The sequence below is a fragment of the Fundidesulfovibrio sp. YSD1 genome (assembly GCF_055397115.1).
The window spans coordinates 3,243,502-3,257,223 of record NZ_AP043666.1 but is presented as its reverse complement, the minus strand read 5'-3'; the positions used below and the strand labels follow the sequence as shown (position 1 = coordinate 3,257,223).

The following is a 13,722-nucleotide window of genomic DNA, read 5'->3' as shown; positions in this document are numbered from 1 at the left end:
CGGAGCGCCTCCGCCGTAAGCTTGCTCCAACGCCGCCCGGGCAGCCTCGAGGCTGCCCGGGCCAAGGAGCACGCCATGCCCGCCTGCCGCCCCGACCCCACTCCCCCCGACATCCTCGAAGCCATGCGCGCCCAGGGGTCCTTCGTGGACATCACCCCCGGCGACGCGGCCAAGCTCCTGGCGGCCGCCAGGGCCATGGCCGAGGAGCGCCTGCGCCGCACCGTCCTGGTGGGCCAGGTAATGACCCCCTCCCCCGTGACCCTGGACGCGTCCCTGGGCGTGCGCGAAGCCGCGCGCGTGCTGGCCCGCGCCGGGATCTCCGGTGCGCCCGTCCTCGACGGGGGGAGGCTCGCCGGGGTGGTCTCGCTCAAGGATTTCCTGGGCCTTTTGGGGCTTCCCCGCGAGGCGGGCCTGGCGGTGCTGGTCAGCGCCCTGATGGACGGCGCGTCCTGCACGGCCGAAGGCTGCGGGGAGGCCACCGTGGGCCGGGTGATGACCTCCCCGGCCGTGACGGCCTCGCCGGACACGCCCGCCTTCGAGGCCGCCTCGCTCATGTCGGCCAGGGGCATCAACCGGTTGCCCGTGATTTCTTCGAGCGGGGAACTCGCGGGCATCGTCAGCCGCTCCGACCTGGTGCGCGCCTTCGGCGAGCTCCTGGAGGGCGCGAAATGAGGGCCTATCTTTCCAAGATGAAGGGCGGCGAGGGGCAGAGCCCGCCAATCGTGGGGCTTCCGGAGACGCTCTGGTCCTGGCTGGGAGCCTTCGCGGGCATCGCGCTGCTGGGGTTCATGAACGAGCGCGTGGTGGACCGCGCGGACGCCGTTTTGCTCATCGGCTCCTTCGGGGCTTCGGCCGTGCTCCTCTACGGAGCGCCCAGAAGCCCCCTGGCCCAGCCGCGCAACCTGCTGGGCGGGCACGTGCTCTCGGCCCTGGTGGGGGTCACCGCCCGCCTGGCCCTGCCCGAGCCCGCGTGGCTGTGCGCCGCGCTGGCCGTGGCCACGGCCATCGCCGTGATGCACCTCACGGGCACGCTGCACCCCCCCGGAGGGGCCACCGCGCTCATCGCCGTGACCGGCGGGCCGAAGATAGAGGCCTTGGGCTACCTCTTCGCCCTGGTCCCGGCCGGGACGGGCGCGCTCATCCTGCTGGCCGTGGCCCTGGTGGTGAACAACCTGGCCAAGGGCAGGAAGTACCCGAACTACTGGTGGTGAGGGGCCGCCCCGGGCGTCAGCGCCCGGCCAGGCCCTGCGCCCCTTCCACGGCCAGGAGCGCGTGCAGGCTGAGCGAGCCGAGCACCCGGGCCGGGTCCTGCGGGTCCACCACCGGGAGCTGGCCCGCGCCGGTCTGCACGAAGGCCATCAGGGCCTGGTGCAGGTCCTGCTCGGGGTGCAGGAGCACGGCGGGGCGCGCCAGGTCGCGCGCCACCACCAGCGGGCGAAGCGGCGCCTCGAAGATCACCTTTCGCACGTCCTCAAGGGTCAGAAGCCCGGTGATCAGCCCGTCGCGCGAGCGCACGGGAAAGGCCTGGACGTCGGTCCCGGCGATGATGTCCGACAGGGCGGCCAGGGTGGTGCCCTCCTCGATCACGGCCATGCGCCCGGGCACGTAGGCGTCCGCCACCGTGAGCTGCTTGAGCGCGGCCTCGGCGGCCTCGCCCCGATGCGCCGGGGAGTGCACCTTGCCGCGCAACTGGTTCTCGTACAGGCTGAACCTGCCCGACAGCGACAGGGCCACCGCCGTGCAGAGCATCAGCGGAACCAGCAGGGCGTAGCCCTGGGTGAACTCGCAGACCATGATGAGCGGCCCCAAGGGGGCCTTGGCCGCGCAGGCGAAGAAGGCGCTCATGCCCACCAGCACGAACCCGCCGTGCACCGTGAGTTCCGGCCGCCACATCTGGCCGAGCTTGGCCACCAGCGCGCCGGTCATGCCGCCCACGAAGAGCCCGGGCGCGAACATGCCGCCCGAGAACCCCGAGCCGATGGTCAGGGACGTGGCCAGTATCTTGCCCAGAAGAAGCGCCGCGATGGTCAGGGCCGGGATCTGGCCCAGCACGGCCAGCTCCAGGCTGTCGTGCCCCGAACCCGCCACCCCGGGGAAGGCCGCGCCCAGAAGCCCCATGGCCAGGCCTCCGGCGGCCGTGGACAGGGTCAGGCCCCAGCGGGATTTCAGCCTGCCGAACACCTTGCGTTTGATGAAGAAGAATCCGTTCACGTAGAGCCACGCGCTGCCCGCGCAGGCCACCGCCACCAGCAGGTAAAACGGCAGTTCGGCCAGGGTGGCCGGGTGCAGGTCCGGCACGGCCAGGATGGGCTTGGTGCCGAGAAACACCGCGCAGACCATGTGCGCCGTCACCGAGGAGATGATGCAGGGCAAGAGGGCCTCGCCCTCGAAGTCCTCCGAGTAGAGCACCTCCACGGCGGTCATGGCCCCGCCCAGCGGCGAGCGGAAGATGGCCCCGAGGCCTCCGGCGGCTCCGGCCAGCAAGAGTATCCGGCGCTGCCTGTCCGTGAGGGTGAACCTGTCCGCCAGCCAGGAGCCGAAGCCCGCGCCCATGAAGGCCACCGGCCCCTCCTTGCCCGCGCTGCCGCCCGAGGCCAGGGTGAGGATGGACGTGGCCGTGCGCAGCACGGCGGCCAGGGGGCGGATGCGGCCCTCGGCGCGGTGGAAGGCCCCGATCATGGCGTCCGTGCCGTCCGTGCCCGAGGTCGCGGCCTCGGGCATGAAGCGGCTGACCACAAAGCCGGTGAGCGCCCCCACCAGAGTGGTGGCCACGGGCAGCACCCACGGGCGCGCGAGGGACCCCGCGGGATCGGCCGGGCTGTGGGAGAGCCCCATGAGCCCGCCCTGGGCGTAGCCGGACAGGAGGTCGAGGACCCAGGAGTAACCAGCGGTGAGGAGCCCGGCCACGGCCCCGACGCAGAGGAAGAGCACCACCCGCCGCACCCGGCGGGAGCGGAAGGAGGCGTCGAGCAACCTGTCGAGAACGGTCCTCACGCGCGGCTCCCCGCGCGGGGGCAAGGTTCGGTGTGGTGCATCTGGTCGGGACTCGTCCGGCGAATTGCCGGATTCTTCCACGATCCGGAAGGAATTTCCAGGGGCAGTCGCGACGCGCGACGACGAAACCGGCCGGAAGCTAGCTGTCCTTTGCGTCGCCCTCGGGCCTGTCCGCCTCGGTCTTCCAGTCGTCGCCGGGCTTCATGCCGATGGATTCCCAGAACATCTGGATGTTGTCGCGCCCCGTGGCCGGGGTCAGGTCGGGGCTGGTGCGCTCCTGCGGGGAATCGTCGTCGAAACCCGACGCCCCGCGCCTGAAGTCGTCTCCGCGCATGGTCGGTCCTCCTTGTGAAGAGGCCCGCGCCATAGGCCGTTTCGGCGCGGGGGTCAAGCGCGGCGGCGCGTCAGCGTTTGGGCCGCTCGCCCACGGTGCGCATGGCCCTGCGTAGGGCCGATTCGATGTGGGAGTCCTTGACGGGTTCGGAGAGGACGATGGTCCCGGCCTGGCGGTAGCGCGAGGGCAGCAGGTTCAGGGCCAGGGCGTAGATGTCCTGGACGTCCAGGGGGTCGAGTTCGCCCACGCCGTCCTCCTGCATGACCTTCTCGAAGAGCCTGGCCACCCGCGACTCGTTCTTGTTGCGGATGGCGCTCACATCCACTCCTTGCACGACGATCCGATCCTTGCTGCTCATCGGCTGGGGCCTCCGGGTGCCGGTTTTCGTGTCGATTCCTCGTTTCCCGGTTCCATCCGTAACAGGCTTGCCCCGCCGTGCAAAGCCCCCAGGCCAGGGCGCGCCCATTGGATGACCTAGGCCAGGGCGCGAAAAAGGCGGGGTGCGCCCACGGCGCCCCCCGCCTGATGGCGGCAAGGTTCGGTATTCGAAGCGGGGGCTGCCCGCGCCCCGGCAGGACTCCGTCCCGCCCCGGCCTAGCGGTGCTTCTCGTGCCAGCGCCAGGCAGTGCCCACGATGGTCTCGATGTCGCCCAGCTGGGGCTTCCAGCCCAGCAACTCGTAGGCCTTGTCCGCGCGGGCGTAGAGGCCCGGCGGGTCGCCGGGGCGGCGCGGGCCTTCGGTCACGGGGGTCTTTTTGCCCGAGACCTTCTCCACGGCGCGGATGACCTCGCGCACGGTCTGGCCGTTGCCCGTGCCCAGGTTGACGACCAGGCTCTCGTCCTGGTCCTGGAGGTATTCCAGGGCCTGGATGTGCGCCACGGCGAGGTCGGTGACGTGGATGTAGTCGCGCACGCAGGTGCCGTCGCGGGTGTCGTAGTCGGTGCCGAAGATCTGCACGTCCCCGCGCCTGCCCTGGGTGGCTTGGACCACCAGCGGGATCAGGTGCGTCTCGGGGTCGTGGTCCTCGCCGATCTCGCAGTCGGGGTCGGCCCCGGCCGCGTTGAAGTAGCGCAGGCTGGCGTAGCGGACGGCGTAGGCGGCGTCGAAGTCGCGCAGGGTCTGCTCCATCATCAGCTTGGTCCAGCCGTAGGGGTTGATGGGCCTCTGCGGATGGTCCTCGCGCAGGGGCAGCTCGTCGGGCACGCCGTAGGTGGCGCAGGTGCTGGAGAACACGATGTTCCTGCACCCCGCGCGGCGCATGGCCGAGAGAAGCGACAGCGTGCCCGCCACGTTGTTGCGGTAGTACTTCTCCGGGTCGGTCACCGACTCGCCCACGTAGGCGAAGGCCGCGAAGTGCAGCACGGCCAGGGGCTCGTAGCGCTTGAAGACCTGGTCCAGCACCTCGCCGTCCTGGATGTCGCCCTTGATGAGCGGCCCCCACTTCACGGCCCACTCGTGGCCGTAGACCATGTTGTCGAGGGTGATGGGTTCGTACCCGGCCTGCTTCAGGGCCTTGCAGGTGTGCGAGCCGATGTAGCCCGCGCCGCCGGTCACCAGTATGTTGCCTTTCATTTCTGGGCTCCCGCGTTGTCCACGGCCGAGCCAAGCACGGTGGTCCCGGGGCGTGCGGCCATGGTCAGTTCTCTGTAGAATTTGGTCACTTCGATGGCGATCTTCACTTCCTGCCCGGCCTTGAGCGCGTCCACGCCCAGAAGCTTTGCCGGGATGAGCCCCTCCACCTGGATGTGCGGCAGGGGCTTGTCGAGGGCCTTGACCAGCTCCTGGTCCTCGATGCGCCTCGCGGGCGCGCCGTTCTCGTAGACCCACAGCTCGGGCGAGAGCTCGAACCGCCCGGGCCAGACGCTGTGCGGCCTGGGGGCCAGGTGCACGCCCACGGTGACCGGGCCCGCGCCCGCGTCCGCCGTGATGCGGATCTGGTACGTCTCGGACAAGGGGAACCGGCCCTGGTAGTCCAGAAGCGCCAGGTCCACGTAGTTCTGGCCGATGTTGAAGAAGTACAAGCCCTCGGGCCCCCAGGAGAGGTGCACGTCCCCGAAGGGCGCGTACGGCTTAGGCGCGGCAAAACCAAGCACGCGCGTGGCGGCCTTGTCCTTCCAGTCCGTGAGCGAGCCGTCGGTCACGCTCCTGCCTGGTCCCGCGCGCAGGATCACCGGGGCCAAATCCCCGTCCGCCTTGTTCTTCCAGGCGCTCGCGGCGTGAATCTCCGGCACGCGGGCGTTCACCCTGGCGAAGGCCTCGGTCAAAAGCTCGTAGGGTTTGTCGTGGATGTCCACCAGGCCCATGTTGAAGTCCTCGCCGTCGCTGCGCCCGCCCGTGGGCTCGTCGGAGAACTGGAACCAGTGCACGCCCGCCACGTTGGGGAACGAGGCGAAGTTCTCCATGGCCTTGACCGCCCCGCGCGTGCGCTCTTCCTGGGTGCGCACGTGCATCAGGTGGCCGTTGTTCACGTTGCCGCTGCGGTTCTCGTCGGCGGCGAAGAAATATTCGGAGACGATGACCGGCGCGCCCGAGAGCTGGCCCAGGCCCTCGAAGTAGTACGGGGCCACCCAGCCGTCCTCGCAGTCCACGTTGTAGTTGGTGGAGAGCACGTCCACGAAGCCCTTCTGGGCCAGGACCGCGTTTTGGTCGTAGTACAGGGGCAGGCGGTCGCCCACCACCAGCGCGCGCGGGTCGGCCTTGCGCATGGCCCTGAAGGCCAGCTCGTAGTAGCGGCCCGCGATCATGCGCGTGAACTCCCCGATCACCGCGATGCCGCGGCCGCCGGGCCGAAGCTTCAGCGCCGCGCCCGGCTCTTTCAGCTTCTCGAAGCCGTCCAGGCCCTCGCCCGGGACGAAATCGACAAGGAGCTTCTCCCACTTGCCCTCGTAGCGGTCGTACATCAGTTGCCAGAGTACGCGCTTGGAGGAGAACGCCCAGCCGCGCTCCAGGTGCCACAAGAAGAGCGGCGAGTTCCACCAGCCGACCTCGTTGTCCGTGAAGTAGCCCAGGATGCGCGGGTTGTCCTTGTAGCTGGCCACGATCTCCCGGGCGATCTCGTCGGCCGTGTCCTGCATGGAGGGGTCGAAGATGTCGTACCAGTGGAGCTTGGAGTTTCGCCCCAGGTCGATCTCCGGGATGATGGGCATGGTCATGACAGCCGAAGCCTCGGACCAGCCCCCGGCCGTGTTGAAGCCCCAGGCGGCGAGGCGCGACTCGGCGCTCTCGCCCCAGGCCTGAAGCGACGGGTAGAACCGGCCCCAGTAGTAGGCGTGGGCCTTCTTGGCCTTCTCGTCGTCCGCGCCGCCGTTGGTGGTGTTCACGCCCAGCGAGAAGAAACGCTGGCCCTCGGGGGTCATGAGCCACTTCACGCCGTTGTCGCCGGACACGGACCAGCCCCGCGCCATGGCCAGCGACGGCAGCAAGAGCGCCATCACCACCACGCAGACAACAAGCCTCCGGCGGCCAGAGAGGGCCCTGCCCTCTCTGGACTCTCCCGCCAGGGGGATCATCCCTCTGGACCCTGCAATAGTTCTCTCAAGCATCACAACCTGCTTGTTTCGTTCAGCAAAGTTTACGGCCTGGTTCCCTTCCCGCCCTGCGGCCAGCCAGGCCTCGTGCCCGGGTGAGGAGCGGGGCGTGACGTGAGGCGCGGGGCCGAAACCCGCAGCGAGTCCTCGAGCGAGTAATGTTTCGGTTCCGCGCCTCGCGGCGCGACCCGATCCATACCCGGGCACGAGGCCCGCCCAACCGTCATTCCCGACGCTGGCCGGCTGTCCCGCCGGTTCCGGGCCCTCTCGCGGCGCGAGCCCGAACTCCCGGCCCCTACTCCAACGCTTCCTTCAGGAGCTTGCCGAGCACCGCGTCCGAGTCGAACCACTCTTTCGCGAACCTCTTCGCGGCCCTGGAGTGCTTCTCCCAATCCGCCCGGACCGCCTCGATCCCGGCCAAGGCCTCGTCTTCCGTCGAAAACGCGAGCACGCCCTCGCCCACGGGCATGAACTCCGAGAACCCGGTGTCCTGCACCACGCAGGGCCGCCCGGCCGCCAGATAACAGCTGCTCCTGCACGAGAACCAGCCGCTTTTGGACGCCACATAAGCGTTCTTGGCCATGGAGAACTCGGCGAACGAATCCCAGATGTAGTCGCGGTACAGCCAGGGCGTGGTGGACTTGGCGAATCCGTCCTCCAGCTTCCAGCCCTTGGCGGCCAGTTCCTCCCGGGGCGGCCTGCCCTGGCCCAGGGCCAACTCCAAGGTCGCGCCTGTCCTGCCCGGCAGATCGATGAATTTCAAGAATTCCATGTTCTTGCCGCCGTACTGCACGCCGTTCACCACCGGGCCGGACTCCTTGGGCTGCCACGAAAGCACCGTGGTGAACGCCTCCGAGGCCGGTTTTTTCGGCGTGTCCCAGCACTCGAGCACCATGGGCTGCCTGGTGGGCCGCCAGTCGAACACGCCCTTGGGGATCAGGCAGCCCTCTTTGCCGAAGTTCTCGGCGAAGCTGAAGAAGCGGTCGTGCATCTTCATGTGCTCGATGTTCTTCACGTCCTTCTCCGAGGCCGTGCCCGCCAGGTAGTCCGGGATGCCCGCCTGGGTGTACATGGGGTCGGAGTCGATGAGCACCTTCACCGGGATGGACTGGTACTCCTCGCGCAGCCAGAGCGTGGTGGAGATGTTGAAGACCACGTCCGCGCGCTTGACCACGCCGGCCAACTGCTCGCGGCTCAGGCCGTGGAAGTTGTCGCCCGGGTCGCGCACGCAGAAGCGCCGGGCCAGGTCGGGGTCCAGGGCGGCGAGGTAATCGGTCAGGTACTTGATGTGGTAGGAGTAGTCTTCCGTGAAGGTGACTTTGAACGGGTCGTAGGCCCAGCCGCCGGTGTCCTCGAGGTAGTAGACGTCGTGGCCCAGCTTGTGGAAGCCGTGCAGGTACTGGATGTAGTCCCAGGCCACGCCTCCCAGGGGGTAGGTGCAGGCCAGTCCGGAGACGATGACGGTGCGTTTCTTCATGGCTGCGGCCTCCGGCCGCGCTTGTCGGGATTGTAGGGGTGCACTTTGAGGGCGTCGTCCACCACCACGTAGGCTTCGGTGCTCTGGCCCATGTACTGGGCCACGGCCGCGGCCACGTAGGGCATGATCTTCTGGATGTCGCCGGTGGGGCCCTTGCTCACGAGCCTGATCTTCCAGACCATGTTCCTAGGACTGTTTGCCTTGTAGCGGGCCAGGTCCACGGCCTCCACGAGCACGTCGCGGGTGAAGTCGATGAAGAGCAGGCTCCGGGGGCTGCGCCCGGCCGGGCCTTCGTCGAAGTTCTCGAAGGGGGAGCGGTGCTCCTCGGTGACCTTGTAGGCCAGGTAGACGCCGAGGTCGGCCTCGTCCACCTTGCCCACCCGCTTGTAGCCCCTGGCCTCGAGGGCCGTGGCCAGCGAGTCGGCGGCCTTGGCGAAGTCGGCGTCCTTGGGCGGGTTCTCCATGACCCCTTGCAGGACCACGAAGCGCTTCCCGAAGTCGACCTTCTCGGCGTAGGCGTCCAGGTGGATGGCGTAGCTCGCGCCAGGCCCGGTGCCGCCGCAGCCGGAAAGCGCGAGCGCGGCCAGCAGGGCCAGCGCGGCCAGAAGCCGTCCTCTCGGGGGGTGGCGGTCCATGCCCTTCTCCTTCGGAAAGGTTACGGGGCTTCCTGGGGGGCCGGGGCCTTGGCGCCGCGCTCCTTGAGGGGCGCGAATTGCAGCGAATGCAGGCGCGCGAACTCCCCGCCCTTGTCCAGAAGCTCCTGGAACGTGCCCATTTCCCAGATCTTCTTGTCCTTCACCACGAGTATCAGGTCGGCCCGGCGCATCATGGAGAGGCGGTGGGCGATGACGAAGGTGGTGCGGTTCTGCATGAGCCGGTCCAGGCCTTCCATGATCAGGGCCTCGGTTCCGGCGTCGAGGGCGGAGGTGGGTTCGTCCAGGATCAGCAGCGGCGCGTCCTTCAGGAGCGCCCTGGCGATGGCCAGGCGCTGGCGCTGGCCTCCGGAGAGGTTGGAGCCGCGCTCGTCCAGGCGGGTGTCGTAGCCCTCGGGAAGGTTCTCGATGAACTCGTGGGCGTTGGCCAGGGTGGCGGCGCGGACGACTTCCTCGCGGGTGGCGCTTTTCTTGCCGTAGGCGATGTTGTCGTGCACGCTCATGGGGAAGAGGTGCGTGTCCTGGAGCACGATGGAGACCTGCTGGCGCAGGCTTTTCAGCTTCACGGACGTCAGATTCTGCCCATCGATCAGGATCGAGCCCTTCTGCGGGTCGTAGAAGCGCAGGAGCAGGCTGATGAGCGAGGTCTTGCCCGCGCCGGTCTGGCCCACCACGGCCACGGTCGAGCCGCCGGGGGCGCCGAAGGAGACGTCCGTGAGCACGGGGCGCGCCGGGTCGTAGCCGAAGGTGACGTTCTTGAATTCCACCGCGCCGGAGCGGATCTCCAGGGGCCTGGCGTCCGGGGCCTCGGGCACGGCCTTGTCCTCGGCGAGCACGTCCAGCACGCGCCGGGCCTGGGCAAGGGAGCCGCGAATCGCGCCCATGGTGTTGGCGATGTTGTTGAGCGGCGTGTAGAGCGAGGCCAGATACCCGAGGAAGACCAGCAGGTCGCCCGTGGTCAGGGTGTCCTCAAGCACGTGCATGGCGCCCACGTAGAGCACGAAGGCGGTGCCCGCGGCGGTGATGGCCCCGATGATCCAGCCGTAGGCGGTCTGGAGCGAATACAGCGAAAGCTTGCGCTCGAAGCTGTGCTTGGACTCGCTCAAAAAGCGCTGGCGCTCCTCGTCCTCGCGGGCGAAGGCCTGCACCAGGGAGATGGAGTTGAAGATGTTCTCCACCGTGGAATAGACCTTCGATTCCTTCATGTGGGACTCGTAGGTCAGGTTGCCGATCTTCTTGCTCACGGAGGCGATGGCCAGGATCAGAAGCGGCACCACGGCCATGGCGTAGAGCGTGAGCTCCCAGTCCAGGCCCATGAGCACGATGAACATGCCCGCCAGGAGCACCAGGCTGGTCAGCGTGGTGAACACGCCGTTCATCAGGAGCGTCTGCACCGAGTAGGTGTCGCCCATGAGCCTGTAGAGCAGGTCGCCCGTGGGGCGGGTCTGGTGGAAGAGCAGCGACTGGCGCTGGAGGTGGTCGAAGAGCTCGCAGCGGAAGTCCTGGACCATGTCCTGGCCCATGCGGATGGTCAGGTAGTTGTTGGCCAGCTGCACGAAGCCGGTGAGGAAGTGGATGGCCACCATGGAGATGGCCACCACGGCCAGCTGCGCGCTGGCGGTGAGGGTGTGGGCGTCGAGCGAGAAGCCCATGAACTCCAACGGCTTGCCCGCGATGACCTGGTCCACGGCCAGCTTGAGCGGCCAGGGCTTGAGCAGCTCCAGCGCCGAGAGCACGCCGACCAGCCCCAGGCAGAACAGGAACAGGAACTTGTAGGGCCGCAGGTACCCAAGCAGTTTCAGGAAGACGGCCATAATCTCGTGGGGGAAGTAAGGTTTCGACCGCATTCGGGCCGGAGAGGCTTAAGCCTCCCCGGCCCGGGCAGGGTCATACGCGAGTGCGTTCGCTATGTCACTACTGAAGCGGGGCGTCCACGGTCACGCGGGCGGACTCGGCCTTGGCCGGGGCCTCTTGGGCCACGTCCAGGGTCTCGGCGGTCTCGGCCACCACCACTTCCTTCACGGCCACGGAGGAGGCCTCCTTGGCGGCTTCGGGGGCGTTGGCCGCGCAGGCGGGCTCGTCCAGGGTGCAGCCGTGCTTGCAGGTCATCAGGTGCTGGGCCAGCTTGGTGACCATGGCGGCCGAGGAGGACATGCCCTTGGCGGTCCACAGCACGGTGAGCGCGGCGGCCCCGCCGCACGCGGCGGCCGGGATCAGCGCGCCCATGGCCAGGCACACGGCTCCGGCGGCCACGCACAGCCCGGTCAGGCCCAGGGCGAAGCCGGTGGGCGCGATGGACCCGGCCAGGCGCACGAAGCGCTTGTCTCCGCCGTGGTGTTCCACCGTGGCGCGCAGCTTCATGGCGGTCATGAGCCCGGGCTGCACGCGCAGGTCCCACGGGGTGGAGGAGGACGAGGCGTAGCCGGTGTCGGTCGAGTGGCTCACGTTCAGGGTGCGCAGCACGCGCAGGATGTGGTCCAGCACGTCCTCGCGCTCCAGCGAGGCGTTGTTCCAGAAGAAGCGGTGGAACTTGAGCCCGCGCCTGAAGATGGAGCAGGTGTCCTTGATGCGCTGCCAGAAGGTGTACTTGGGCAGGTTGGCTTCCTCGGGCAGGCCCAGCACGGCCATGCTGCCGCGGGACAGGCTCTTGCGGCCCGCGCGGCGCAGGTCCATGAGGGTCTGGTAGCGGGCCTTGCCGCGAATCCAGGGCTGGGCCAGCGTGAGCATGGTGATGACCACGCGCGACAGGAAGTTGTCGTGGGCCTTGGGCAGCTTGGCCTGGGCGGCGCGGTGGCCGACAAAAGCCAGGGTGGTCAAGAGCATGGCCGCGCCCACCGCGAACATGGGGGCGAAGGCGAAGCCGGTGGCCAGCACCGCGAAGGCGGCCATCATCCACTCGAAGGACAGCGGCAGATAGGCCATCAGGCTGCCCTTGGGCTCGTAAAGGGTCTGGAAGAGCCCGGAGCCGAACACGCCGTGGTAGATCACCGGGCGGGTGGAGAGAAGCGCGCCCGAGATGTCGCCGTAGATGCGCCCGGCCCAGCGGGAGTTGCCCAGCACGTTGAAGCGCTGCGGGTGCTTGGGCATGAGGAGCGCCTCGGCGCGGCCGTAGCCCTTCTGCTGCTTGAGGTAGGCCTTCACCGTGTTGCGGCGGTGGTGCCAGACCATCATGCCCGCGTGGAAGCCGATGGTGTGGCCCATGTCCATGAGCCTCCAGCACAGGTCCACGTCGTCGCCGGCCGCGCGGTAGGTGGCGTCGAAGCCGCCCAGGTCCAGCAGGGCCTCGCGGCGGTAGGCCATGTTGCAGCCGGGGATGTGCTCGGCGATCTCGTCGGTGATCAGCACGTGCGTGGGCGCGCCGGGGGACACGGCCACGCAGGCGGCGGTGCGGTTGTCCTCGGGCGGGGGCAGGTTGGGGCCGCCGATGGCCGCGAAGCGGCGGTCGCGGAAGGCCCAGGCCATATAGGTCAGCCAGTGGGGGTCCACGTAGCAGTCGGAGTCGGTGTAGGCGATGATCTCGCCCTTGGCCGCGTGCATGCCCACGTTGCGGGCGGCGGACAGGCCCAGGTTGGGCTGGTGGATCACGTGGATGAACGGGAACTTGGCGGCGTACTTGTCGCTGATCTCACCGGTCTTGTCGGTGGAGCCGTCGTCCACCACGATGACCTCGAAGTTGGGGTATTCCACGTGCTGGAAGCTGGCCAGGCAGCCCTCCATGGTGGAGTCCGCGTTGAAGGCGCAGACGATCACGGAGATCATGGGCTGCTCGGGCGGCAGCGGCGGCAGCGGGTTGGCGTAGGCCTTGGACACGGCCTCGAAGGCGGCCTTGGGCTTGCGGTCGGCGTCGACGATGCCGAACTTCCAGTCCTCGATGAGGTGGCCGCCGGTGTACCACTCGTCGGTCCAGGCGAAGACCATGGTGCCGGACACGCCTTCCTCGAAGGCGGCGCGGACCTGCCAGTCCAGGAAGGAGGCCTGGGCGGCCTCGCCGTGGCGGATGGAGTCCATGCCGAACTCGGAGAGCACCAGCGGGATGTCGCAGGCCACGTTCTGCAGGCGCTTCACGTAGGAGCGGAAGCTCTTCTCGTCGTGCAGGTAGACGTTGAAGCAGAGGAAATCCAGGAAGGGCAGCTTCAGGTACTCGGTGGACGGGTAGTTGGCGTAGGTCACCAGGCCCGTGGGGTCCTCGCGGCGCACGATGGCGGCCAGCTTGGCCAGGAACTTCTCCACCTTGCGGGCGCCGCTCCAGCGCACGATGTGGCTGGGGATCTCGTTGCCGATCAGGTAGGCCAGGAGGGCCGGGTGGCCGGCGCAGGCGCGGGCGGCCTCGCGCATGGCGTCCTTGATGGACTCCTTCACTTCCCACTGGTCGAGGAAGCACAGGTGCTGGGGCCAGGGGATGCCCACCATGACGTGGACGCCGTGGCGGGCGGCGGTGTCCAGGAACCACTTGGGCGGCACGTAGTACACGCGGATGGTGTTCACGCCGATGGAGCGCATCAGGCGGAAGTCCTCGGCCACGCGCTCGGGCTCGGGCAGGGGCTCGCCGTCGGCGTTCTCGGGGAACGGTCCGTAGGTCACGCCCTTGATGAAGAACTTCTTGTCGCCAAGAAACAGGAAGCGCCCGTGCACTCGGGGGCGCTCGAAGATGCTCTGACCGGCGGCTCCGCCTTCCATCTGGAACATGGTGTCCTCGTCCTTTCCGGCGTCGTGCGCCGGTTTTTTCGCTTGGTGGCT

At 68.5% G+C, this 13,722-nt stretch carries 11 protein-coding genes; 2 read left to right on the top strand and 9 right to left on the bottom strand.

Going from position 1 to position 13,722, the window contains the following annotated elements; all coding sequences use genetic code 11:
* The first annotated feature begins 75 nt into the window (after positions 1-75).
* Positions 76-672, top strand: coding sequence for a CBS domain-containing protein (locus ACZ5V4_RS15175; protein ID WP_464315710.1), 597 nt, complete (start codon positions 76-78; stop codon positions 670-672).
* Positions 669-1,211, top strand: a complete 543-nt coding sequence (locus ACZ5V4_RS15170) for an HPP family protein (RefSeq protein ID WP_464315709.1) — start codon at positions 669-671, stop codon at positions 1,209-1,211. Before ACZ5V4_RS15175 ends, ACZ5V4_RS15170 begins: the two co-directional genes overlap by 4 nt.
* 16 nt (positions 1,212-1,227) lie before the next feature.
* Here the strand turns inward: ACZ5V4_RS15170 and ACZ5V4_RS15165 are convergent, their stop codons facing one another.
* The 9 genes from ACZ5V4_RS15165 to ACZ5V4_RS15125 form a co-directional block, all read right to left on the bottom strand.
* Positions 1,228-2,994 carry a chloride channel protein gene (locus ACZ5V4_RS15165; RefSeq protein WP_464315708.1) on the bottom strand — a complete coding sequence of 589 codons (1,767 nt, stop codon included), beginning with the start codon at positions 2,992-2,994 and terminating at the stop codon, positions 1,228-1,230.
* A gap of 139 nt (positions 2,995-3,133) precedes the next feature.
* Complete coding sequence (locus ACZ5V4_RS15160; RefSeq protein ID WP_464315707.1) at positions 3,134-3,328, bottom strand: hypothetical protein; 195 nt, start codon at positions 3,326-3,328, stop codon at positions 3,134-3,136.
* Positions 3,329-3,398: 70 nt separating this feature from the next.
* Positions 3,399-3,686 (bottom strand): late competence development ComFB family protein, encoded by a 288-nt coding sequence (locus ACZ5V4_RS15155; protein ID WP_464315706.1) that lies wholly within the window; start codon positions 3,684-3,686, stop codon positions 3,399-3,401.
* A 236-nt stretch (positions 3,687-3,922) separates the two neighbouring features.
* Entirely contained in the window at positions 3,923-4,900 is a 978-nt protein-coding gene (galE, locus tag ACZ5V4_RS15150) for a UDP-glucose 4-epimerase GalE (protein ID WP_464315705.1), read from the bottom strand.
* The gene (locus tag ACZ5V4_RS15145; protein ID WP_464315704.1) at positions 4,897-6,768 is read right to left on the bottom strand and encodes a hypothetical protein; all 1,872 of its coding nucleotides are present in this window, start codon (positions 6,766-6,768) and stop codon (positions 4,897-4,899) included. The genes galE and ACZ5V4_RS15145 overlap by 4 nt, the downstream gene beginning before the upstream one ends.
* 382 nt (positions 6,769-7,150) lie before the next feature.
* Positions 7,151-8,332 carry a glycosyltransferase gene (locus ACZ5V4_RS15140; RefSeq protein ID WP_464315703.1) on the bottom strand — a complete coding sequence of 394 codons (1,182 nt, stop codon included), beginning with the start codon at positions 8,330-8,332 and terminating at the stop codon, positions 7,151-7,153.
* Positions 8,329-8,967: a DUF4136 domain-containing protein gene (locus ACZ5V4_RS15135; protein ID WP_464315702.1), complete on the bottom strand. Its 639-nt coding sequence runs from the start codon at positions 8,965-8,967 to the stop codon at positions 8,329-8,331. The genes ACZ5V4_RS15140 and ACZ5V4_RS15135 overlap by 4 nt, the downstream gene beginning before the upstream one ends.
* A 20-nt stretch (positions 8,968-8,987) precedes the next feature.
* The gene (locus ACZ5V4_RS15130; RefSeq protein WP_464315701.1) at positions 8,988-10,799 is read right to left on the bottom strand and encodes an ABC transporter ATP-binding protein; all 1,812 of its coding nucleotides are present in this window, start codon (positions 10,797-10,799) and stop codon (positions 8,988-8,990) included.
* A gap of 100 nt (positions 10,800-10,899) precedes the next feature.
* Positions 10,900-13,671 (bottom strand): glycosyltransferase family 2 protein, encoded by a 2,772-nt coding sequence (locus tag ACZ5V4_RS15125; RefSeq protein ID WP_464315700.1) that lies wholly within the window; start codon positions 13,669-13,671, stop codon positions 10,900-10,902.
* Positions 13,672-13,722 lie beyond the last annotated feature (51 nt).

Excerpts from the sequence above, each read along its gene's own strand:
- ACZ5V4_RS15175 (WP_464315710.1), top strand. The coding sequence starts at position 76 with ATGCCCGCCTGCCGCCCCGACCCCACTCCCCCCGACATCCTCGAAGCC.
- ACZ5V4_RS15170 (WP_464315709.1), top strand. The coding sequence starts at position 669 with ATGAGGGCCTATCTTTCCAAGATGAAGGGCGGCGAGGGGCAGAGCCCG.
- ACZ5V4_RS15160 (WP_464315707.1), bottom strand. The coding sequence starts at position 3,328 with ATGCGCGGAGACGACTTCAGGCGCGGGGCGTCGGGTTTCGACGACGAT.
- ACZ5V4_RS15155 (WP_464315706.1), bottom strand. The coding sequence starts at position 3,686 with ATGAGCAGCAAGGATCGGATCGTCGTGCAAGGAGTGGATGTGAGCGCC.
- galE (WP_464315705.1), bottom strand. The coding sequence starts at position 4,900 with ATGAAAGGCAACATACTGGTGACCGGCGGCGCGGGCTACATCGGCTCG.
- ACZ5V4_RS15140 (WP_464315703.1), bottom strand. The coding sequence starts at position 8,332 with ATGAAGAAACGCACCGTCATCGTCTCCGGACTGGCCTGCACCTACCCC.
- ACZ5V4_RS15135 (WP_464315702.1), bottom strand. The coding sequence starts at position 8,967 with ATGGACCGCCACCCCCCGAGAGGACGGCTTCTGGCCGCGCTGGCCCTG.
- ACZ5V4_RS15130 (WP_464315701.1), bottom strand. The coding sequence starts at position 10,799 with ATGGCCGTCTTCCTGAAACTGCTTGGGTACCTGCGGCCCTACAAGTTC.
- ACZ5V4_RS15125 (WP_464315700.1), bottom strand. The coding sequence starts at position 13,671 with ATGTTCCAGATGGAAGGCGGAGCCGCCGGTCAGAGCATCTTCGAGCGC.